This window comes from Acidobacteriota bacterium (assembly GCA_016196035.1).
Classification (GTDB): Bacteria; Acidobacteriota; Blastocatellia; order RBC074; family RBC074; genus JACPYM01.
The window spans coordinates 21,854-44,349 of record JACPYM010000029.1; the positions used below are offsets into that span (position 1 = coordinate 21,854).

Genomic DNA, 22,496 nt, shown 5'->3' on the forward strand with positions numbered 1-22,496 from the left:
CAATGAGCGGAACGCACCGGCGACCTGAAAGTGCGGGGCGGCCTGGTCAGCCCGGGCCAGTCTGCACAGGGCCTTTCATTGATTTGCGCAAACGCAGTGGCTGGCCAGCAGTGCATTTTGAAAGCCACCAGACGTCTCACGCTCCCGCGGCGCGAGTCTGTTGCAGTGGCCAAACAGGCAGAAAAGTTATGCAACTTAAATCCATTCAATTTCGCTTCGCGCTTTGGGCGGGCATCTGTTTATTGGTGTCCGGGGCCTTGTTCATCGGGTATTCCGCGTATTCCGCCCGCACTGCGGCGGTGGCCAAGGCGCAAGAAGAAGCCGTCGGCATTGTGCAAACCGAAGCCGGCCGCGTCCGCACTGAATTGGAATATGCGCTCAATGTGACCCGGACGGTGGCCCAGACGTTGACCGCGGCCAAAGAACAGAAAGGGCTTGCGCTCACGCGCGAAGGCGTCAACACGATTATCAAAAAAGTGCTGACCGAGAACCCGCAATTTGTCGCCTTCTACTCCGATTGGGAACCGAATGCCTTTGATGGCCGCGATCAAGAGTATGGAGGGAAACCCGGTTATAACCCGGATGGCCGCTTCAACTTCACCTGGAGCCGCGGTGAAGATGGCGTCATTCGCTCGGACGTGACGCCGCCCGGCGATGAAGAGGTTTCCGATTGGTACCAAGCGCCCAAACGGGCCATGAAGGAAGCCATCATCGAACCATACCCCTACAACGTGCAGGGGAAGGAAATCCTCGAAACCACGGTTTCCGTGCCCATCATCGTCAATGGCGAATTCATTGGTATGGTCGGGGCCGACCTCAAAATTGACTTCCTGCAAAAAATGGCCGATGGCATCAGCCTTTATAACGGCACAGGTAAGTTACTGTTATTGAGCCACAAAGGCATTATTGCCGGCGCCACGAGACAGCCTGAGCTAATCAAACAGCCGGTGAACAAAGCGCACCCGGAATTAAGCGAGATGCTGCCTCAGATCCAGGCTGGCCAAGGCCAGATCGCCGTGGCTGGTGACAAGCTTAGAGTGTTAATTCCTTTGCCCGTTGGCCAAACGGGCACTCCCTGGGCGGCGCTGATGCTGATTCCGACCACGGCCGTTACGGCTGAGGCCACGCGGACAATGTGGGGGCAATTGCTCACTGGATTGCTGCTGACGGCGTTGGCGATGTTGTTATTGTGGTATCTGGCGGGCAAAGTCGCCGCGCCCATTAAAGCGGCGGCCCGCTTTGCCGAGAATCTTGCCAACGGTGAAAACGTCACCAAAGTCCCGGTGACCTCTGCCGATGAAACGGGTCGTTTGCTGACCGCGATGAACAGCATGTTGGAGAGCGCAAACTCTCTGGTCCAGACCCGCGAAGAGCGCGACAACCTGCAACGTTCGATTATCAAACTGCTCAATGAGGTCGGTTCGGTCGCCGAAGGCGACCTGACGCGGCGGGCCGAAGTCACCAATGATGCCACCGGCGCCATTGCCGATTCCTTCAACTTTATGACCGGCGAATTGCGGCGCATTGTCGGCGATGTGAAACAAGTGGCGACCGAGGTCGGTTCAACCGCCAATCAGACACAACACGCCACGCGGCAACTGGCGGAAGAAGCCAGGACGCGCGCCGACCAGATCATCCAGGCCTCACAGGATATTGACGCGATGGCCGATTCGATCCAGCGGGTTTCCGAGACCGCCGCCACCTCCAAGGATGTGGCGCATCAATCGCTGGCGACCGCCAAACGCGGAGCCGAAGTCCTGCAACATACGGTGGCCGGGATGAGCCGCTTGCGCGAACAGGTGCAGGAAACGGCGAAGCGCATCAAACGGCTGGGCGAACATTCGCAGGAAATCGGCGAGATCGTGCAATTGATCAACGATATTGCTTATCGCACCAGCGTGCTGGCCTTGAACGCTTCGATTCAAGCGGCCCGCGCGGGTGAAGCCGGGCGCGGTTTCGCCGTGGTGGCCGAAGACGTGGATCGGTTAGCCAAACGCTCCAGCGAAGCGACGAAACGCATTGCCGACCTGGTCAAGACCACGCAGATGGGCGCGAAAGAGGCTATCGCGGCAATGGAAGAAAGCACGCACAGCGTGGTGCAAGGGACGACGTTGATTCACGAGGCTGGCGAAGCCTTAAGCGAAATCGAGAGTGTCTCGGCGCAATTGGCCAAACTTGTGCAAGGCATCTCAGAGTCGGCCCAACAACAGACCCGGGAATCCGCCGCCGTCTCGCAACGCATGGTCTGGATTTCGAAGGCGACGGGCGAAACGGCCAGCGGAATTAAGCAATCGGCGTTGTGGGTGGATCAGTTGGCCGCGCTGGCCGATGACCTGAATGTGTCGGTGGCCTCCTTCAAACTACAAAGTTCTCGTCCTCAAAGCCTGGCCCAAGTTCCGTAACAGGATTTGCCGGCCTCGCTAGCGTAAGTCTAATTCTGACCTGACCCAGGTTTGGCCCAGTAACACGAAAGCCAGTAACACGAAAGAAGGAAGTGCGGAATGAAGCGTGAATCTAGCATCGGAAACTTAAAGCTCTGGCAGAAACAGGCGTTGATCGTGACCCTCCTGAGTCTGTCGGTCGTGGCGCTTCTCTCTTTGACCATCCGCGAAAAGAACGGCGGAATTGAGTTCGCACGGAACGAGGTGAATGGTGTTGTTTACCTGCGTACCTTGCGCACGTTACTGGACCATTCTGCCCAGTTCATTGGCGCCGGGAATAACAGCAAAGCCGAGCGCATAGATGACACCCTGCTGCAACTCGAAAACCTCGACCGGCAGTGGGGCGCGGAGTTGAAAACCAGCGACCAGTTGCGGGCGCTGACCGCGCAGTGGCAAGGCATGAAAAGCAAAGGCGCCGCGGCTGCGCTCAACGCAGCCTTCCTCGCCAGCATCCGTGCGCTGATGATGCAAGTGACAGATACCTCTGGGCTGTTCGTAGACCCTGATCTGGATGCCGTCTACACTATGGAAACGGTCGCCCTGGAGTTGCCGAGGCAACAGGATTTTATCGCCCAAGCCATGTGGCTGGGCACGCGTGCTTTGACGAACAAGCAGTTGCCTCTGGCCGACAGGGTCAAATTGCTGGGGCTAAGCGCGGAAATTCAGACCGTGACGGAGACAGCCAAGAGTAATGTGGAAAAAGCCGTTGGCTACAACACCTCCGGCGTGGTCAAAGCGCTTGAACCAAAGCTCCAGGAAAACCTGGCCGCCGTGCAAACCTTGTTGGAGTGGTTGAACCAAAAAATCCTCGCGCCCGCCTCCCTCGAAACAAGCACGAACAATGAAGCGCAAGAATTTGTCACTGTTAGTAACACAGCCTTGAACACCAGCTTTAATTGCTGGGATGGCGCGACCCAAACGCTGGCGGATTTGATCGGCGCGCGCAGCGCCAGTCTGGCCTGGAATCGCAATGCTTTCCTGCTTGGTGGGGTGTTGATGGCGCTGGTGGTCGGCATGACCCTGTTTATGCTGGCGCGCAAGGTGGGCCGCCAACTCAAGACGCTGACCAAGCTGGTAGATGAAATCAATGCCGGTAATACCGAGGCACGAGCCGAAGTGCTCGCCAAAGATGAACTGGGCTTACTGGCCCAGGCCTTCAATGAAATGCTCGATGCCAATCAGGGTTTGGTGCAAACACGTGGAGAGCGCGACGAAATTCAACGCTCCATTATGAAACTGCTCGATGAAGTGAGCGGCGTGGCGCGCGGCGACCTCTCGCGCGAAGCTGAAGTGACGGACGGGATGACCGGCGCTATTGCCGATGCGTTCAATTACATGATCGAGCAGTTACGCCACATCATCGGCAAGGTGCAAACAGTCGCGCGCGAGGTCAATGTCACCGCCAGCGCCACCCAGCGCAACACCCAGCATTTGGCCGAAGAAGCCAAACAACGCGCGGAACAATTGGTCAGCGCCGCCCACGAAATTGACGCGATGGCCTTCTCAATCCGCAATGTCGCGGAAACTGCCGAAGCCTCGAAACTGGTGGCCCAGAAAACGCTGGAGACGGCGAAACGCGGCTCCAAGATTTTGCAAGGCACCATCAAAGGCGTCAGCCAGGTGCGCGATCAGGTGCTGGAAAGCTCGCAGCACCTCAAACAATTGAGCGCCACCTCGCGCGAGATTGGTGAGGTGGTGCAGGTCATCGAAGAGATCGCCAAACGCACCAGCGTGCTGGCGTTACATGCTTCGATTCAGGCCGCCAGCGCGGGCGAGGCTGGGCGCGGTTTTGCCGTGGTCGTGCGCGAGGTCGAACATCTGGCGTTGCGTTCGACGGAAGCTGCCAAGTTGATTGGCGAGTTGGTCAACCGGACGAGGCAAAACGCGCAAACCGCCGCCAGCGCGATGGAAGAAAGCAGCCGTGGCGTGCACGAAGGCACAACCATGATCTGTGAGGCTGGCGACGCCTTGGTCGAGATTGAACAGGTGATGGCGCAACTCACCGATTTGATTCAATCCATTTCCCGCACCACCGAAGTGCAAACCAAAGAGTCCGCCGCCGTTTCCTCCGCGATGTTGCAGCTTTCCGAGGCGACCCGGCAAACGGCGACGGGCATTTCGCGCTCGGCCACGACAGCGACGCAATTGGCCGCGCTGGCCGATGATCTCAACGGTTCGGTCGCGTCCTTTAAGCTGGCGGCGCATGAGCGCTCGACCGGGCGGCTGGGCCGTCTGACCGGCAGCAGCCTGCGTCCCATTAGCGTTGAGGAATGGGGCAGCGGCCAATACTTCACCCAGAACTGAGCGCTGCGGCGCTGTAGAAAAACCTGCCCTGGCGGGTGTTGGCGCTGATAAGGAGTCACTATGCTGAAAAATTTGCAGTTGTTGCAACGGTTGAAAATCTGGCAGAAGCTGATCTTAATCGCCCTCTTTATGGGGTTGCCGATCCCGGTCATCACCTGGCTCTATGTCACCGAAAAAGGCAATACGATCGGCTTTGCCCAGAAAGAGCTTTACGGCACAGAGCTCCTGTTGCCCTTGCAAAAGCTGGCGAAAGAGATCGCCAATCATCGCGGCCTGGCGAGCGCCCTGTTGCGCGGCGAAACCTCGTTGCAGTCTCAATTGTCTGAAGCGGCGCGCGGTGTTGAACAGCAATTGGCCGCCGCTGAAGAGCAAGACCGCCGGGAAATTGGCCAGACCGGAAATACATACGGCGGGTTACTGCAAACTTCCGGCAAGCTGCGCGCGCTGCGGCAGAAATGGAATCTGCTCAAAAGCAAGACGGCGCAAACCGAGGCGCGCGCGAATTTCGACGAACATACGCAATTGATCGCCGAGGTCAACGACCTCATCATTTACGCGGGCGACACCTCCAACCTGATTCTCGACCCTGACCTCGATACCTATTACCTGATGGATGCGGTCATTATTCAAATCCCGCGCTTGGCCGAAGAGGCCAATCGGTTGCGTGGTTTGGGGGCGGGCCTGGCCGTGGCGAAAAAAGCCACGCCGGAAGAGTTTGCCCAACTGACTACCTTTTTCAGTCAGGTACAGGTGACGTTGCAGAACCTGGAACGCAGCTTTGGCAAGGCCTATGCCGCCAATCCTAGTTTGAAGGACCGGCACGATGGGCAGTTGGAAATTCTGGCCAAAGAGGTAAACGGGTTTATCGTCTGGGCGGATCGTCAACTCACCCGCAGCAGCGATTCCTCCATGCTGGCGACGCAATTCCTGGCCGCCGGAGCGCCCTCCATCGAACGGCTGATGCAATTGCATCAACTGGCGCTCGACGATCTGAAGACGCTCTTGCAAGCGCGTGTGGATAAAGTGAAACGCGAGCGCAACTCGGTTTTGGTGCTAACCGTGCTGGGGTTGTTATTGACGGTGCTGGCGGTGGCCGTGATTACCCGGGGGGTCAATCAACAAACCCAAGCGCTCACGCAACTGATCGCGCACATTGACAACGGCAATTTCGAGGAACGCGCCCCGGTACTTTCAAGCGACGAATTGGGGCGCACCGCGCAGGCCTTCAACAACATGCTCGACAACACGCGCGGCCTGATGCAGTCCCGCACCGAACGTGACGAAATTCAACGTTCGATCATCAAGCTGCTGGATGAAGTCAGCGGTGTGGCGGAAGGCGATCTGACGCGCGAGGCCGAAGTCACCGAAGGCATGACCGGCGCCATCGCCGACGCGTTCAACTACATGATGGACAGCCTGCGCCAACTGATCGGCAAGGTGCAGAACGTTTCCCAACAGGTCAACAGCACCGCCGCCGAAACCCAAACCAGCGCCGAACGCCTGGCCCAAGGCAGTCAGGAACAAGCCGCCCAAATTACCAATACCACCATGGCCCTGGCCGAAATGACGCGCGCCATCCAACAGGTGGCCGAGAGCGCCGAATTGTCAGCGGCCGTGGCCGACCAATCATTGAGCACGACGCACAAAGGCTCCGAGATTGTGCAACACAACATGCACGGCATGCTGCGCGTGCTCGAACAGGTGCAGGAAACGGCGCGCCAGATGCAGCAATTGAGCGAGCGTTCGCAAGAGATCGAAGAGATCGTGCATCTGATTGATGAAATCGCCGACCGTACCGGCGTGCTGGCGCTCAACGCTTCCATCCAGGCCGCCACCGCAGGCGAGGCCGGCGCGGGGTTTGCCGTGGTTGCGCGCGAAGTCGAACAACTCGCCGGGCGCTCTGCCGACGCCACCAAACGCATCAGCACGCTGATTCGCACAATTCAGGGCGGCACCCGTGACGCGCTCAGTGCGATGGAAGAAACCTCGCGCGAAGTGCTGGCGGGTTCCAAACTGGCCAATCAAGCCGGTCAATCGCTGACCGAGATCGAAGGGGTGACCAACCGGCTGGCCGAACTGGTGCGCGCCATTGCCGACGACTGTAAGTTGCAAGCCCGCAGTTCGACACAACTCTCGCAAACCATGGCCCAAATCGCCAAGATCACCAACCAGACCACCAACGGCGTCATTCAATCCGCCGTCACCGTCAAGAGCCTGGCCGAACTGGCCGACGAACTGCGCGCTTCGGTCGTGTCGTTTAAGTTGCCGGGCAACGCGCCGGGCAAGGTTGCCGGGCCGCACTTCCAGGCGGGCAAGGCGGCCTACGGCACGGCGCATTTGAATTAACCCGCTTGGCAAACGCACGCGGCCAAATAGTTGTCCGGCGGGCGCAAGTTTCATCTGGCGGGCGGCCCTGCTGCGCGCGCCGGATGCTGAACAATTTAGCAGGGCAGTGTCATCAAAGGCGCCCGCCCCACGGGCGTGACAAACACCAACAACGATCCACGAAGCCACACGAAGCGGTATCAGAGGTGGCCCACGAACCCCGTCTAAACCCATCGTGAAGCCTCTTGGTTGTATTTCCAAAGAGAGACTTCTATGCAATACAAAACCAGACTCACGCTGAGCGCCGCCGGGCTGCTCCTGACGATGATTCTTTTCAATACTGTGCCGGCGGCGGCGCAATCCTTGATCTTCAACACGCCCTCGACCGATGTGGTCGCCAAGGGCAAAACCTATGTCGAGATGGATTGGTTCGGCCATTTGGAAAGTCTCGACAACGGCGGTTATCACGGCTTTTATCCGCGTGTCGTGGTGGGGGTCGGCAAAGGCGTCGAGGTGGGCGCCAATGTTGCCTGGTCGAAATCGGTCACGCCGAATCAGCCGGTGCAAGTGATCCCCAACGTCAAGTGGCAGGTTTACAGCAATGAGAAAACGGGCGTCACCTCCACCGTCGGCGTGCTGGCTTATCTGACGGTCAAAAACCGGCAGAACGGCGGCGATAACTACGCGCTGCTTTACAGCAACGTCAGCAAAAAGTTCAAAAGCGATTTTGGGCCGCGCTTCACGGGCGGTTATTACCATCTGGTGGGCCGGGCGGCCGGTACTGGCACGACGAAAGGCGCGATGCTGGGGTACGAACAACCGCTGCATCCGAAAGTTTCGTTTGTGATGGATTGGTACAGCGGCAAAAACAGCTTGGGGTATCTCACCCCGGCGCTGGTTTTTTCGTTGCCCAAAAGCCAGTCAATTTCGGCGGGCTGGCTGATCGGCAACCAAGGGCGGAAAAACAATTACCTGTATCTGACCTACGGTTTCACGTTTTAAGGTCTTGGCGGCAGGGTCGGCGAAGAAACAATTTGCAGACCCTGCCGCGCCCTTACGTCAAGCTGGGGTGTGAGCGAGGACAAGGCGATGAATGAAAGCAGCGAGGATTTGAGCGTGAATGATTTGAATGAGACCGCCGGCGCAATGAGTTGGGCCAGCGGCGGGCCGGGTGATCAATTGCTCCCTGAATTGCTCAACGGATTTATCGCTGAAGTGAAGAGCTATCTGCCCAAGCTTCAAACGGCCTTGGACGAATATCAGCGCCGCCCGCAACAAACCGCGTTGCTGGCGGAAGCGCAACGCCACGTCCGCACGATCAAAGGCGCCGCCGCCGTGGTTGGGTTGATGCCGCTGGGTGACCTCGCCAGCAGTTTTGAAGAAGTGTTGGAAAAGCTGATTGCCAGCCAACTGCCGGTGAGCGTTGCGGCCTTAACGGCGTTCACCCGACTACTCCTGCAACTCGATCATTATCTGGATGCGGTTGTCACGGGCGCGCGCGATTTCCCCGCAGAATTAACGCAGACCTTGCGCGAATTGCGCGACCTGACCAGCCCGCCAGCGCTCAATTCATTTGACGCCGTACTCAACACCCCCTTGCGTAACACGGGGCCGCTGCGTCCGATCCTGTCCTTCATTCCGCCTGCGCCCGCAATGCCGCCGCCAGCGGCGCAAAGTGCCGGCGCGCCGCCCGCCGCAGCGGAAGCGGAAATTTCCGGCCTGCCCGATTTGTCGGCTTGGCTGGACTTGAATGACGAAGAGGGCCTGCTGCCATTGGTGGCTGAAAATCCCGCGCCAGTCGTTATGTCGCCTCCGCCGTTACCCGTGCGGCAACCCAGCCTTGCGGAATGGGAAGAAGAAAGGCGGGCGGAGGACGCCGCAGTTTTTGCCGAAGTGGCCTTCACCGCAGCCCCCGCTACAACCGAAGCGCCTGCCTTCGCTGTTGCCGCTCCGCCCGCCGAAACGCTGGCGGGGGCCGAAATCACGGCCAGCGACGCGCCCTTGGCCGCTGAACCATTTGAGGAGTTGCTCGCGCCTTTTCCACCCGCCGACACCAGCGCCAGCGCAATCGAAACACCGGTGCCGGAAACCGAGTTGGACATGCCGGATATTCCGGCGGAATTGCTCGAAGTCTTTTTGCCCGAGGCCGAAGAGCATTTGCGCGTCATGACGCTCTCACTGCCCGCGCTGGCCGCGCAACCCGGCAATAAAGCGTTGTTACAAGAGATTCGGCGCAGCGCCCATTCGCTCAAAGGCTCCGCCGCCGTCGTCGGTTTTCAGGAACTCGCCAATCTCGCCCACCGCGCCGAAGACCTGCTCGATTTGCTTTACGATGACGAGTTGAAGCTGACCTCAGAGCTGCTGCAACTGCTTTTCGCTTCCACCGAAATCCTGGAGAACCTGCTCAATCAACGGGCAGATCAGGATGTCCTGGCGGGCCTGTATGCCGCTTATGCCGAAGTGCTCGCAGCCCCGCACCCAGCGCCGGGAGCGGAATATACGTTTGAAGCACTGGAGGCCTTAGCCGATCCGCTGCCGCTCAAACGCACGACCAAGCCCTTGCCGAACGAGACGGCGGAGCCGGAGTCTGACAGCACGGCGGAAAAAGACGCCCCGGCGGTGGCGGTCGTCAATCGCGGCAAATATGTGCGCGTGCCGATTGATCAATTAGACACGGTGGTCAAATTGGTGACGGAGTTGTTGGTCAATCACGCGGCGTTTGAACAGAACATGACGACCCTCAACCGCCAGCTCGAAGAGGTGCATACCAATTCGACTCGGTTGAACCGCGTGGCCACAAAGATGGAGGTTCAATTCGAGGCCAGCACGCTCGGCGGCGGCCACCCGGCGCCTGCCCGGCCTTTTTCGGCCAATGCCTTACTCAATAGCCTTACTCAACCCCACGGCTTGGCAGCGCCCTTGCTGAACCAGAATACCTACGGCTTCGATGCGCTGGAATTTGACCGATACACCGAATTTCACTTGCTGTTGCGTGAATTGACGGAAGCGGCCAGCGACGTGCACGCGCTCGAAAGCGAACTGGTCGAAATCAAAGACGACTTCCAAAATTGCCTGCAACGGGAAGCGCGGTTGTGCAGCGACATCCAGGAAAAATTGATGCGGCTGCGCATGGTGCCGCTCTCAACCTTGTCCTCGCGCTTGCACCGCACCGTGCATACCGTGGCGGCGCGGCGCGACAAACAGGTCAATCTGGTGATCGAAGGCGACGAGACGCGGTTGGACAAAACCGTCATCGAAGAAATTGCCGACCCCTTGTTGCACATTTTGCGCAATGCCATTGACCACGGCATCGAAACGCCCAGCGCGCGTGCGGCCAATGGCAAGCCGACCAGCGGCACGATCCGCTTGCGCGCGTTTCACGACAATACCCAAACCGTGCTTCAAATCGGGGATGACGGCAGCGGTCTTAATCCCGAACGTATCCGTCAAACCGCGCTGAAAAACGGGTTGTTGAGCGCGGCTGAGGCGGCGCATTTGAGCAACGAAGAGCTTTACTCACTGATTTTTTTGCCGGGCTTCAGCACGGCCGAAGCCGTCAGTGAAATTTCCGGGCGCGGGGTCGGGATGGATGTGGTCAAATCCACCATCCACCGTTTGAAAGGCAGCATTAGCATGGATTCCCAACCCGGCCAGGGCACGCTCTTTACGCTGCGCCTGCCGCTGACCTTGGCGGTCATGCGTTCACTGCTGGTCAAGACGCAACAACAAATTTTCGCCGTGCCCCTTGCGGGCTTGTCACAGGTCGTCAAGCTCACGCCCAATCTATTGGATCGCATCGGTCACGACACGGTGGTGCGCACCGGCGGCAAGGTCTATCCGTTGTTGCAACTCAGCAAACTGCTCAATCTCAAGCGTCACGAAATCAACCATGCCACGCAAATGGCATTGATTATGAACATCGAAGGTCATCAGGTCGCCATTGCCGTGGATGAAACCCTCGAAGGCCGCGAAGTTGTGGTGAAAAACCTGGGCAATCATTTGCGCCGCGTGCACGGCTTGACCGGTGCCACGTTGCTGGGCGACGGCAGCGCCGTTTTGATTCTGAACCTGCCGGAATTATTGCGTGAGGTGTTCCGTCCGCGCGCCGCCTTTGAGCTGCGCGCGGAACCCAGATTGCCAGTGGCGGCACAGTCGGCGGCACCCCGCGCCATTGCATCACCGGTAATAACTACATCGGCGCCGAAAGCAGTGGCCGCGCCCGTGAGTGTGCCCGTGAGCGCGTCCTTGACTGTGCCTTTGACCGTGATGGTAGTGGACGATTCGCTCAGCGTGCGCCGCGTGCTGACCAACCGGCTGACCAGCGCTGGCTGGAATGCGTTGCAAGCCAAGGATGGCCTCGACGCATTGGAGCAATTACAGCAAATGACCATCCCGCCTGATTTGCTGCTGGTGGACATTGAGATGCCGCGCATGGACGGTTACGAATTTATCAACACCTTACGCAAGCAACTTGAGTACGCTGATTTGCCGGTGATCGTATTGACCTCGCGCGCAGGCCAGAAACACCGTGACCGCGCCTTTGAAGTCGGGGCGACCGAATACCTGGTAAAACCTTACCAGGATGACGTGCTGCTCAGCCTGATCCGGCGGCTGGCCAACCGACGTAGCCGCGAGAGCTAATTACTTGCTGACAAAAATGTATACTGAAAGGCACGCTGCGACGAAATTGTCGCAGCGTGCCTTTCAGTTTTTTCGGCCAGTCAACGAGGTATTGGCTTTGTGGGGGCCGCCGTGAATTTCATTATCAGGTTGGCTTGGCATCGGGGTCACCCATGCTACAGGAAGGTCGTATAGAAAGGTATCGCGAGTGAACAAAATTGTCAGACTTCTTTTGATAATAAACAACTTTGTCGGTTAAGGGTCGTCAGCCAACACGCCAGTCAGACGCGTTTATTCGAGCCAAAAGCAATCGCGGCAACCGCTTGCGAGGTTGCGGGCCACCCGCCGCCGCTTTGGCATTGAGCTTGCACTTAGGTCCAACGAATACAAACCACCGCGCTTCGTGAAAGCAAAAGAAGCAAGGGCTTGGATGATGTCACAGGAATGCAAATCAACTTTGAGACAATTCGTCAGCACGCAGGGGAAAAGCTGCGGCGCATCGAAGCCCAACCGACTCCGGCAGAGCGGCTGAGCGCGCTCAAAAAGTTTTTGAAAATCGAAACGCAACGGCTGCAATTGCGGCACCGTTTCGGCATCAGCGGTTCACAAATTGTCGCCGCGCGCAGTTTGATTGTTGATCTGGTGATCCAGCGCATCGCCCGCACCGCCGCCGAAGAGTTGCAGCACGACGCGGCCAAAGTTCCTTTTGCGGTGATTGCGTTGGGCGGTTATGGCCGCGTGGAACTCGCGCCGCATTCGGACATTGACGTGATGTTTTTGCATCAAGGCCGCAAGGAAGCGGCCGCCGCCGCGTTGCTGAGCGAAAAGATGCTCTACCTGCTCTGGGACATGGGGTTCAGCGTGGGTCACAGTAACCGCAGCGTGAGTGAGTGTCTGGCTGAAGCGAAAGACGACAATATCACGCGCAATTCGTTGATTGATGCGCGGCTGCTCTGGGGCAGCGAAACGCTGTTTGAACAATTGACCGAGCGGATCGACGATGAAATTTTCAGCAATTCGCGGGGGCAGCAGCAGGCTTTGCTGGGACAGATTTTGGCCGACCGGACAGGGCGTTATGAGAAATTCGGCAACGTCGCCTGTTTACAAGAGCCAAACGTAAAAGAGACTGCTGGCGGCTTACGTGATTTGCATACGCTGTTGTGGGCCACGCGTGTGGCCCACGGCAAAGCGAACCTGATTGATTTGGTGGCGGAGGGCGTAGTGCCCGAACGGGACGCCAAGGCCATCACGGCGGCTTATGACTTTTTGCTGCGCGTGCGCAACGAAATGCATTTCGCCACGGCACGGCGCACTGATGCCTTGACGCTGGATTTGCAACAGCAGGTTGCGCACAGCTTCGGGTACATCGACAGCGCCGAAGCGCAGGCGTCGGAAAGTTTCATGCGCGACTATTACCTGCACGCACGGCGCTTGCACAGTCTGTGCGAAGCGCATTTGCAGCGGGCGGCGAGCAAGCAGGAAAAGAAACGCTGGTTCAGCCGCGCGCGCACCATGTCGGCCCAAGGCGGGTTCGTGATGCGCGATGGCGTGCTCGATGTCGAAAAGACCGCGACCGAATTGGCCGAGACTGCGTTGGCCGAGCCTACCCTGGATGGCCACCGCATGTTGCTGGCGTTTAGCTATGCCCAAGCGACCGGCGCGCCGTTCAGCGTGAATTTGCAGGAGTTGGTGCAAGCCAACCTGGCCGCCGTCAATAAAACTTTTCGCGCTTCGACGGACGTGGCGCAGACCTTTATGAAGTTGTTGCGCGCCAAAGGCCGTGTCGCGGCGGGCTTGCGGCTGATGCACGAAGTCGGTTTCCTGGCCAAATATCTGCCGGAATTTGGCCGCGTGACCTGTCTGGTGCAACACGATCTTTATCACCGCTTCACCGTGGATGAGCATACGTTGCGCACCATCGAAGTGCTGGATGAACTCGCCAATTCGCGCAACAAACAATTGGAACGCTACCGTGCGCTGTATCAGGAGATCAGCGATCCGGCCATCCTGCACATGGGCTTGTTGATGCACGACATCGGCAAAGGCCTGGGCGGCGGCCACACCGAGAAAGGCATCAAGATTGCCGAGCGTGTCTGCGAACGGTTGCAACTGGATGCACAGGCCAGCGAACAGATCGTCTTTTTGGTGCGGCAGCACTTGCTGATGGCGCACATCGCGCAACGCCGCGATTTGAGCGACGAAAAAATCGTGCGCGATTTTGCCGCCCAGATCGGTACGCTCGACAGCTTGAATATGCTGACACTGCTCACCTATGGCGACATCAATGGCGTCGGGCCGGGCGTTTGGAGCGAGTGGAAAGACACGCTGTTGTGGGAGCTTTACAGCAAAGCGCGCGCGTTGCTGGTGCCTGAACCGGAACACGATGAGACGGCGGAACGCTTGCGCGAGCGCATCGTCAGGATGCTGGCGAGCGAGGTGGATTACGCCGAAGTGCAACAGCATTTCGCGATGTTGCCCGAAGATTACGCGCGCTTCACCGCGCCGCAGGTGATCATCGAACACATTCGGCTGGCGCATGCGCTGAATTCACGGCGCGTCAAAACCAGTTGGCGCGTCAATGCGCAATCCAAGTGCACTGACTTGCACGTGTGCGCGCGCAACCGGCGCGGTCTCTTCGCCAATCTGGCCGGAGCGCTGACGGCGCAAGGCGTCAACATTCTAAGTGTGAGTTTGAACACGCGGACGGACGGTCTGGCGGTGGATTCGTTCAAAGTCAGCGACACCGTCGGCGAACCGTTGGCCGATCCACAGCGCTGGGAACAGATTGACGACTCGATCAAGCGTGTCCTCAGCGGTGAGTTAGACATTGCGGCTGCCGTGGCAAAACGCTTGCACGCGCAAACGGCGTCGCGGTTCAGCAAGCGTAAAACGGCGCTGCCCAAAGCGGTGCAACGCGCCGCCAAGCTGAGTTGGGATAATCAATCGTCGGATAAAAGCACGATTTTGGAAGTCCAAACGGCTGATCGTTTGGGTTTGGCTTACAAGCTTGCGAGCACGCTGGCGAGCCTGTCGCTCGACATTGTGTTTGCGAAAGTGGCCACCGAAAAGCATCTGGCACTGGATGTGTTTTATGTGACCGATGCAGCGGGGCGAAAATTACCTGACAGTGAATTGGCAGAACTTGAGCGCGCGCTTCGCGCGGTGCTTGATGAGCCAATCAAACCATTGCCACAGGTTTCTGCGGGTCGCGGTTAGATCCATCAACACAAAGCAAAATTCAATCGAGGAGATACCAGCTATGAGAAGAGTAGTTCCCCTACAGCGCGTAGTGTGCGCGCTGCTAGGAATCATGGCCTTGCCGCTAATGGCATTGGCCCAAACACCATCATCGTCCCCATCGTTGGAAGAACGCCTGGCGAAGGCCGAGGCCGCCGTGGCCAGCGCCCAAACAGCAGGCGATAACGCCTGGATGCTGGTCTGTTCAGCCCTGGTTTTGCTGATGACCGGGCCGGGGCTGGCGCTGTTTTATGGCGGTCTGGTGCGGCGCAAGAATGTGCTGGGCACGATGATGCAAAGCTTCATTATGATGGCCGTGATTACGGTCGTCTGGGCGCTGTTTGGCTATAGTTTGGCCTTTGCGAAAGGCAGCGCGTTTATTGGCGGATTGGGCCATCTGTTCTTGAAAGGTGTGGGCGCTGAGCCTTCGGTTTACGCCGGGACGATCCCCGCGCAGACCTTCATGGTCTATCAGTTGATGTTTGCCATCATCACGCCCGCGCTGATCACGGGCGCGTTTGCCGAACGCATGAAGTTTTCGGCGATGTTGCTCTTTTGCACGCTGTGGGCTGTGGTCGTGTACTTCCCGCTGGCCCATATGGTTTGGGGCGATGGCGGTTATTTGAACGCCTTTCTGGGCGGCAAAATTCCGGCGCTCGATTTTGCGGGCGGTACGGTGGTGCATATTTCATCGGGTTTTTCGGCGCTGGTTTGTGCGCTCTATTTGGGCAAACGGCTGGGCTATCCGAAAACACCCTTTGCGCCGCATAACCTGGTGCTCAGCGTGATTGGCGCGTGCTTGCTGTGGGTGGGCTGGTTCGGCTTCAACGCGGGCAGTGCGGTGGCGGCGGGCAGTTTGGCTTCGAGCGCGTTTGTGGCGACGCATTTTGGCGCAGCGGCGGCGACACTTGGCTGGCTGTTAGTGGAATGGCTCAAGCAGGGCAAGCCGACGGTCTTGGGCGGCATTTCGGGCGCGGTGGCCGGCTTGGTCGGCATTACGCCGGCGGCGGGCTTCGTGACGCCGATGGGCGCGCTGGCGGTCGGTTTCATCGCCGGTGTGGTTTGCTTTTTTGCCGTGACCGAGTTGAAGAAGAAATTGGGTTATGACGATTCACTCGATGCCTTTGGCGTGCACGGCGTGGGCGGGTTCACGGGCGCGATTCTGACGGGTGTTTTTGCCAACAGCGCGGTCAACACGGTGTTCAAAGATGCGAATGGCAAGCCGCTGCCGAGTGGTTTGCTGGAAGGCAATGGCAAGCAGGTCGTCAATCAATTGGTGGCCTCGCTGATTGCGATTGTGCTGGGGATGGTTGCTTCTTACATCATCCTGAAAATCGTGGACGCAACGGTGGGCGTGCGCGTGACGGGTGAAGATGAAAGCGTCGGTCTCGATCTGTCGCAGCACGGCGAAGAGGGCTACAACTTGGATGCCGATTTGGGCACGACCATAGGGAGTGGCACGGCCTTGAGCGGTCACAGTTTTGCCGCCGCGACGGCAACGGCCAATGAATAACTCAAGTACGGTACCGCGCGCGTCAGCAAGCGGGGTTTGAGCATGCGCACGGTTAGCAGCAGCGTGAGTTTCCGCTGGCTGACGCGCGCGGTACCGTCCCGATCGATAGAAAGATAGAAAGGTTGAAACAATGAAAAAGATAGAAGCGATCATTCGCCCGCACCTGTTGGAAAGCGTGAAAGACTCCTTACAGGCCCTGGGTGTGCAAGGCATGACGATCAGCGAAGTGAAAGGCTTTGGCCGCCAGAAAGGCCACACCGAAGTGTATCGCGGCAGTGAATACAAAGTTGAATTCGTGCCGAAGCTGAAAGTCGAAGTCGTCGTGGATGACGACGTGGTCGAACAGGCCGTCGAGGCGGTCATCAAGACCGCGCGCACCGGCAAATTCGGCGACGGCAAAATCTTTGTCTTCCCAGTGGACGAAGCTGTCCGCATTCGCACCGGCGAGCACGGCATCAATGCGGTATAGGTCGTGAAAGTCTTGAGAAGTCCGGGAAAGTCTCGTGAAGTCTGGGGAAAGTCTGGCCCGGCTTTACGAGACTCTCAGGACTTCACAAGACTTTCCCAAATTTCTCAAGACTGACTGACTTATCCATCAACCAACCACCCATAGCAGGCGGAAGCAGCAAATTGACGATCACCATCAATAGCCCGACAGGGCAAAAGGGAGAAACACAATGCAGCGGATAAAAGCTATTGGGCTGGCAGTCGGCGTCATGCTGGCGCTCTTGTGCTGGGGCGGTTTTAACGCCCGCAGTAACTGGCTGGGAATGACCAACGTTCAGGCGCAGACGGCTGATCCGTCGGGCGCCAACACAGGCGCGGCGGGCGACATCACCGCCAAAGACGCGGGCAAGCCGACGCTCGATGAAGTGGCCGCGACGGTCGGTCATAACAAAATCGCGATCAACTTCATCTGGGTGTTGGTCGCCGGTTTTCTGGTGATGTTCATGCAGGCGGGCTTTGCGCTGGCCGAGACGGGTTTTTGCCGCGCCAAAAATGCCGCGCATACGATGTCTATGAACCTGATGGTTTATGCGGTCGGCATGATCGGCTTCTGGATTTCCGGCTTTGCTTTGATGATGGGTGGGATTGGTTCCATCCCGGCGTTGGGCACGGCGACGTCTGTGCTCAATCATGAATTCACGATTACGCTGGCTGGGAAGACCTTTGGCCTGTTCGGCCTCAAAGGATTTTTCCTGAGCTTCGGCACCTACGACGTGGCGGTTTTCGGGCTGTTCCTTTTCGCCATGGTCTTTATGGATACGGCGGCGACGATTCCGACGGGCGCGATGGCTGAACGCTGGAAATTTTCCGCCTTCATCATCTTCTCGTTTTTTATGGGCGCGCTGGTCTATCCCATCTTCGGCAACTGGGTGTGGGGCGGCGGCTGGCTGGCGACGCTCGGTTCAAATTTCGGCTTGGGCCACGGCTTTGTTGATTACGCCGGGTCATCGGTCGTGCACATGACGGGTGGCGTGACGGCCTTTGTCGGCGCGAAACTGCTGGGGCCGCGCATTGGGAAATTTACGCGCGAAGGCAAACCGGTGGCGTTGCCAGGGCACGATCTGCCGATGGCCTTGCTGGGGGTTTTCATTCTGGCCTTTGGCTGGTTCGGCTTTAACGCGGGCAGCAGCCTGGCGGGCGGCGACTTGCGCATCAGCGTCATTGCTACCAACACCATGCTGGCTTCGGCCACGGGTGCGTTTGCCAGTGCGCTCTATGTTTGGAAGCGGCTGGGCAAGCCCGATCCGAGCATGATCGCCAATGGGATGCTCGCCGGTTTGGTCGCCATCACCGCGCCCTGCGCGTTTGTCACCAGTTGGGCGGCGGCCTTAATCGGCGTTATCGCCGGGGTGCTGGTGGTGGAAAGCATCCTCTTCTTTGAGCAAAAGATGAAGATTGACGATCCGGTCGGCGCGATTTCGGTGCACGGCGTGAACGGCTTTTGGGGCGTGGTGAGTTTGGGGTTGTTCGCCGACGGCACGTATGGCGACGGTTACAACGCGGTGACGGGCGGCGTGAAAGGTTTGTTTTATGGCGATGCCAAGCAATTCATCGCGCAACTCATCGGGCCAGTGGTCAATATCGTTTTCGTCGGCTTGGCCTTCTATCTGATTTACAAATTGGTAGACAAACTCGTCGGTCACCGGGTGGACGCCGAAGTCGAAATCGGCGGTCTCGATCTGCCGGAGATGGGCGCGCTGGCTTATCCCGACTTCCAGGTTTTATCGGGCGGGCCTGGCAGCAGCTTTACGCCGTCATCAAATAGTGCGCTGGCGAGTAGCGAAAACGTCCCGCTCGGCGTTCCACTCACGGAAATCCGCTGAGCGCTGGCGCATGCCAGCCGCCGCGAAACAGCAAAACGCCAGGGCTTCCGCGCTTGGTTGCAGATTTATCACCGCAACCCCAAAGAGGCCCTGCAAGCATACTGAAAAAGGTGCTTAGCATACGAACTCAATTGAGGAGATGACACAATGACTATGAAACACAGTAAATTCGCGCTTCTGCTCGGCCTTTTCGGCCTCTTGCTGGCCGTTAGCCCCTCAGCGTTGGCGCAATCCACGATCTTCAACATTCCTTCGACCGATGTCGTGGCGAAAAAGAAGACTTATTTTGAATTCGATCTGATCACACACCTGGAAGGCCACAAAGACGGCGGCTTTCAAACCTATGTCCCGCGCGTCGTCGTGGGTGTGGGCAAAGGCGTCGAAGTGGGCGTGAACGTCGCCGCGACCGATTCCATCGGCTCCACGCTGCTCTATGTGCAACCCAACATTAAGTGGCAGTTTTACGCCAACGAAGACAAGGGCGTGGCGACAACGATGGGCGCGATTGCCTTCACGCCGCTCAAAGATCGCAAGTCCAATGACAGCTTCGGACTGTTTTATGGCAACGTCAGCAAGAAATTCAAAGGCGATTATGGCCCGCGCTTCACGGTCGGCGGTTATGGCCTGGCCGGTTACGACTACGCGGGGCTGGATAAAGGCGGCGCGATGGTCGGCTATGAGCAACCCGTCGGCAAGAAGGCCAGTTTTGTGGCGGATTGGTTCAGCGGCAAGAACGGCTTTGGCTATGTGACGCCGGGGTTTTCGTTCACCTTGCCGAAGAGCAGCCTGTTCAACATTGGTTACAGCATCGGCAATTATGGCCGGAAGAATAACGGGCTGTTCGTTTATTACGGCATTACGTTCTAAAGAGATTTTTCGAGTTACTTCCGTAGCTGGTGCTTAGTTGATGGACTCCTTGAGCGGCGGGCCGTCAAGGCTCGCCGCGCTTTCTGCGCGCAGGCAGACGCGATTGCACGGTATTCACTGAAATTCGTTGCGTGCGCTTGCGTGTTCCTGCGCGGAACAAGAGTTACTTCCGTAGCTGGTGCTTAGTTGATGGACTCCTTGATGCGGCGAGCCGATTGGCTCGCCGTGTTTTTTTGAGGTAGCGGACGAGTCAAAAGGGGAGTCTCGAAAAGACGGGCTGCAAATGTTTAACGCGGCGGGATGGTCATGATGACTTCTTTGGCGCTCAACGTAAGCAGCGGATGTTTGACCAGCGGTTGAAATTCATAGCGCTGCCCCGGTTCCAAGCCGCCGATTTCCGCCGTGAAGGCGCCCGTCGTTGTGCGCGTCACCAGCGGCGTTGGCTGCCACGGACGCGACGTGAATTCGGTTGCTTCGGTACGGACGCGATATTGAAAGTCGGCTTCGACCGCAGCAGTCTTGCCCAGGTCATCCAGGCGGCCTTCGACGATGACGGCTTTCTTTAGGGCAGCAGCGCCACGATGCGCACGGGGCCGCCCGTGCCGCCTTTGATTTTCATGGGCAAGGCAATAATCGTCGCACCGATGGGCGGCACGCGTTCGATAAAGGCGACGTTTTCCAAGCCATAAATGTTGGCGCCGTTCAGCACCTGATGCGCGATGAAGTCTTTGGTTTGACCGTAATCCAGACTGGCGGTGTCAATGCCGACGCCGTTGACTTTGCGCTCTTGGGCGAGGAATTCGGCGGCTTCTTTGGAGATGCCAGGGAAGTGCAGATTGGCCGTGTCGCCTTTGACAGCGGTGCCCAGATAACGTTTTTTGTCCGGCCAGAATTGGCCCCAACCCGTTTGCACCAGGACGATGTTGCCTGCGGGAAGAGGGCCGTAATCTTTTTCCCAGGCCCGGATGTCGGCCACGGTCAGCCGGTAATCGCGGTCTTGGTCGCAGGCTTTGCGGATGTCAATTTTGCTGACCGGGCCGATCAGCCGTTGCAACGGCAATTCATCCATCGAGGCTTTGCCTTCGCCGAAATGGATCGGCGCGTCCACGTGCGTGCCGCCATGTTCGCTGGCGCTGTAACGCCCCGCCGTGTACCACCAGCCAGCCGCCGATCGGCCCCAGGCTTCTTTTTCCCATTTGAAGGGTTGCGCAGTCGGCCAATAGATCGTTTGATCGTCGAAGTTGTAGGTCAGGTCAACGACTTTGGCGGTATTGAGGGCGGTCGTCGTCGCCGGTGAACTGGTGGGTTGCGCCTGGTCGGAGTCCCGTTTTTCGGGGGCTTTTGTCGGGCGGTTCCATGCAAAGAGCGCCAGACCTGTCACCAGCAGTCCGGCGATGAAGGCGAGCAAGATTTTGTGATGATGATGAATAACCATGCCATTCTCCTGTTTATGTTTGCGGCTTTGCGATTCCGCGATACATCTCGGCCAGCACGCGCGGCGCTTTGGGCAACAGGAAGCGCTCGAGTTCGGCGAGCTTGAAGCCAGCTTGTGTAATCAGCCGGTCAATGGGTCGGTTCATATTGCAACCCACACCGATGATCTTTTGCAATGGATTGAAGCGATCCTGTTTACGCGCCACTTCGGCATCGTCGCTGCGCCCGTGTTCAAAGAAAATGAATTGCCCCGCCGGTTTGAGCACGCGGCGAATTTCGGCCAGGGCGGGCGCGGTGTTGGCGATGGAACAAAGCGTCAAGGTCGAGACGACCGAATCGAATGATTGATCGGCAAACGGCAAACGGCCTTGCGCATCCAGTTGCAGCTTCGTCACGGGAATCGGACACGCGGCGAGGCGGCGCGCCACCCGCCGTTGCAGCATGTTTTCGGAATCGAAGACCGTCAATTCCGTTACGGCGGCGGGGTAGTAAGGCAGATTCAACCCCGTGCCGAAGCCGATTTCGAGCGTCTGGCCACGCGCGGACGCCAGTGCGCGCTGCCGGTATTTGCCGAATTCCGGCGTGCCCAGTGTCCAATCGAGCAGGCAGGGAAAGATGAATTTGGCGTAGATGCCCATAGGCCGCAGCGACGGATTACTTTTCCGGGGTGGAGTTGTTTTTCTTGTCGAGGTACATCTTGATGCCGCCGCCAATCATGATCAGGATTCCCAGCACAAACAGAATTACAAGCATCGGTAAGCTCCTTTTCTGTGGATGTAGCAGTGTGATTGCAGATCGTTGACTGATTGACAGGCTAGCAGAGACGACCATACTTGTCACCGCTTCACCGGATACGGGCGGCAGGGCTGCTGCCTGACGCAGATGATTGTTGAACGAGTTGTTACCCAAGAAGGAGAGCACGCCGATGACGACCGAACCTGAGGGTGGAAAATGTGTATCGTGCGGTTTTGTCACCGCCAATCCGGCTGAACGGTGTCCGCGTTGCAACCGTCCCTGGCAAACAGATCAACAAGTGCGCGGGCGTGGCCTCGCGTTGATCGTGCTGGGCGGTTTGCTGTCGGGTGGCATGACGTTGCTGCTGCTGTGGGTCAGCAGCGCCATGTACCCCGCGCTCAGCCAGACGCGCAGTTCATTCAATGGCACACGCGGCGATGCGGTCTTCATCTTCGGCATTCTCGGCGCTGTCCTGGTGCTCGGCCTCACGGGCTTTATCGCAGGCGTTTGGCAGGTCGTGACCGGGCAGGTCAACCGGGCGCTGCGGATCACGATGCTGGCAGAGGGCTTGCTGGTGTTGCTGTTGGCGCTCAACTTTTATTTCAAAAGCTAACGTTCGACTCCGGTTCGCTCAAACGCGCCAGAGTATTGTAGGATTCGGCTTGCCCTGTTAAACCATCTCCGAAAGGT

Annotated in this window: 14 protein-coding genes; 11 read left to right on the forward strand and 3 right to left on the reverse strand. The window is 58.1% G+C overall.

Features of this window, described 5'->3' with window-relative positions:
* Positions 1-188 precede the first annotated feature (188 nt).
* From HY011_09375 to HY011_09420, 10 genes are all read left to right on the forward strand, one after another.
* Positions 189-2,402, forward strand: a complete 2,214-nt coding sequence (locus tag HY011_09375; GenBank protein MBI3423137.1) for a HAMP domain-containing protein — start codon at positions 189-191, stop codon at positions 2,400-2,402.
* Between the two features lie 99 nt (positions 2,403-2,501).
* The gene (locus HY011_09380) at positions 2,502-4,745 is read left to right on the forward strand and encodes a HAMP domain-containing protein (protein ID MBI3423138.1); all 2,244 of its coding nucleotides are present in this window, start codon (positions 2,502-2,504) and stop codon (positions 4,743-4,745) included.
* A gap of 60 nt (positions 4,746-4,805) precedes the next feature.
* A complete protein-coding gene (locus tag HY011_09385; protein MBI3423139.1) occupies positions 4,806-7,091 on the forward strand; it encodes a methyl-accepting chemotaxis protein in 2,286 nt (761 codons plus the stop codon).
* A gap of 252 nt (positions 7,092-7,343) precedes the next feature.
* Positions 7,344-8,072: a hypothetical protein gene (locus tag HY011_09390; GenBank protein ID MBI3423140.1), complete on the forward strand. Its 729-nt coding sequence runs from the start codon at positions 7,344-7,346 to the stop codon at positions 8,070-8,072.
* An 87-nt stretch (positions 8,073-8,159) separates the two neighbouring features.
* Entirely contained in the window at positions 8,160-11,711 is a 3,552-nt protein-coding gene (locus tag HY011_09395) for an Hpt domain-containing protein (protein MBI3423141.1), read from the forward strand.
* A 423-nt stretch (positions 11,712-12,134) separates the two neighbouring features.
* On the forward strand, positions 12,135-14,906 hold the full coding sequence (gene glnD / locus HY011_09400) for a [protein-PII] uridylyltransferase (protein MBI3423142.1): 2,772 nt from the start codon (positions 12,135-12,137) through the stop codon (positions 14,904-14,906).
* Positions 14,907-14,949: 43 nt separating this feature from the next.
* Positions 14,950-16,440 carry an ammonium transporter gene (locus HY011_09405; GenBank protein ID MBI3423143.1) on the forward strand — a complete coding sequence of 497 codons (1,491 nt, stop codon included), beginning with the start codon at positions 14,950-14,952 and terminating at the stop codon, positions 16,438-16,440.
* A gap of 130 nt (positions 16,441-16,570) precedes the next feature.
* Positions 16,571-16,909, forward strand: coding sequence for a P-II family nitrogen regulator (locus HY011_09410; protein MBI3423144.1), 339 nt, complete (start codon positions 16,571-16,573; stop codon positions 16,907-16,909).
* A 247-nt stretch (positions 16,910-17,156) separates the two neighbouring features.
* Positions 17,157-18,770 (forward strand): ammonium transporter, encoded by a 1,614-nt coding sequence (locus HY011_09415; protein MBI3423145.1) that lies wholly within the window; start codon positions 17,157-17,159, stop codon positions 18,768-18,770.
* Between the two features lie 147 nt (positions 18,771-18,917).
* Entirely contained in the window at positions 18,918-19,637 is a 720-nt protein-coding gene (locus HY011_09420) for a hypothetical protein (GenBank protein MBI3423146.1), read from the forward strand.
* 287 nt (positions 19,638-19,924) lie between these two features.
* Here the strand turns inward: HY011_09420 and HY011_09425 are convergent, their stop codons facing one another.
* From HY011_09425 to HY011_09435, 3 genes are all read right to left on the reverse strand, one after another.
* Positions 19,925-20,068, reverse strand: coding sequence for a hypothetical protein (locus HY011_09425; protein ID MBI3423147.1), 144 nt, complete (start codon positions 20,066-20,068; stop codon positions 19,925-19,927).
* Positions 20,069-20,199: 131 nt separating this feature from the next.
* Positions 20,200-21,072, reverse strand: a complete 873-nt coding sequence (locus HY011_09430) for a cyclase family protein (protein MBI3423148.1) — start codon at positions 21,070-21,072, stop codon at positions 20,200-20,202.
* Between the two features lie 13 nt (positions 21,073-21,085).
* Positions 21,086-21,709, reverse strand: coding sequence for a class I SAM-dependent methyltransferase (locus HY011_09435; protein ID MBI3423149.1), 624 nt, complete (start codon positions 21,707-21,709; stop codon positions 21,086-21,088).
* A 287-nt stretch (positions 21,710-21,996) separates the two neighbouring features.
* Between HY011_09435 and HY011_09440 the strand changes: the two genes are divergently transcribed.
* Positions 21,997-22,419 (forward strand): hypothetical protein, encoded by a 423-nt coding sequence (locus HY011_09440; protein MBI3423150.1) that lies wholly within the window; start codon positions 21,997-21,999, stop codon positions 22,417-22,419.
* Positions 22,420-22,496 lie beyond the last annotated feature (77 nt).

Coding starts and splice junctions, on each gene's coding strand:
- HY011_09375 (MBI3423137.1), top strand. CDS start 189: ATGCAACTTAAATCCATTCAATTTCGCTTCGCGCTTTGGGCGGGCATC.
- HY011_09380 (MBI3423138.1), top strand. CDS start 2,502: ATGAAGCGTGAATCTAGCATCGGAAACTTAAAGCTCTGGCAGAAACAG.
- HY011_09385 (MBI3423139.1), top strand. CDS start 4,806: ATGCTGAAAAATTTGCAGTTGTTGCAACGGTTGAAAATCTGGCAGAAG.
- HY011_09390 (MBI3423140.1), top strand. CDS start 7,344: ATGCAATACAAAACCAGACTCACGCTGAGCGCCGCCGGGCTGCTCCTG.
- HY011_09395 (MBI3423141.1), top strand. CDS start 8,160: ATGAATGAAAGCAGCGAGGATTTGAGCGTGAATGATTTGAATGAGACC.
- glnD (MBI3423142.1), top strand. CDS start 12,135: ATGCAAATCAACTTTGAGACAATTCGTCAGCACGCAGGGGAAAAGCTG.
- HY011_09405 (MBI3423143.1), top strand. CDS start 14,950: ATGAGAAGAGTAGTTCCCCTACAGCGCGTAGTGTGCGCGCTGCTAGGA.
- HY011_09410 (MBI3423144.1), top strand. CDS start 16,571: ATGAAAAAGATAGAAGCGATCATTCGCCCGCACCTGTTGGAAAGCGTG.
- HY011_09415 (MBI3423145.1), top strand. CDS start 17,157: ATGCTGGCGCTCTTGTGCTGGGGCGGTTTTAACGCCCGCAGTAACTGG.
- HY011_09420 (MBI3423146.1), top strand. CDS start 18,918: ATGACTATGAAACACAGTAAATTCGCGCTTCTGCTCGGCCTTTTCGGC.
- HY011_09430 (MBI3423148.1), bottom strand. CDS start 21,072: ATGGTTATTCATCATCATCACAAAATCTTGCTCGCCTTCATCGCCGGA.
- HY011_09435 (MBI3423149.1), bottom strand. CDS start 21,709: ATGGGCATCTACGCCAAATTCATCTTTCCCTGCCTGCTCGATTGGACA.
- HY011_09440 (MBI3423150.1), top strand. CDS start 21,997: ATGACGACCGAACCTGAGGGTGGAAAATGTGTATCGTGCGGTTTTGTC.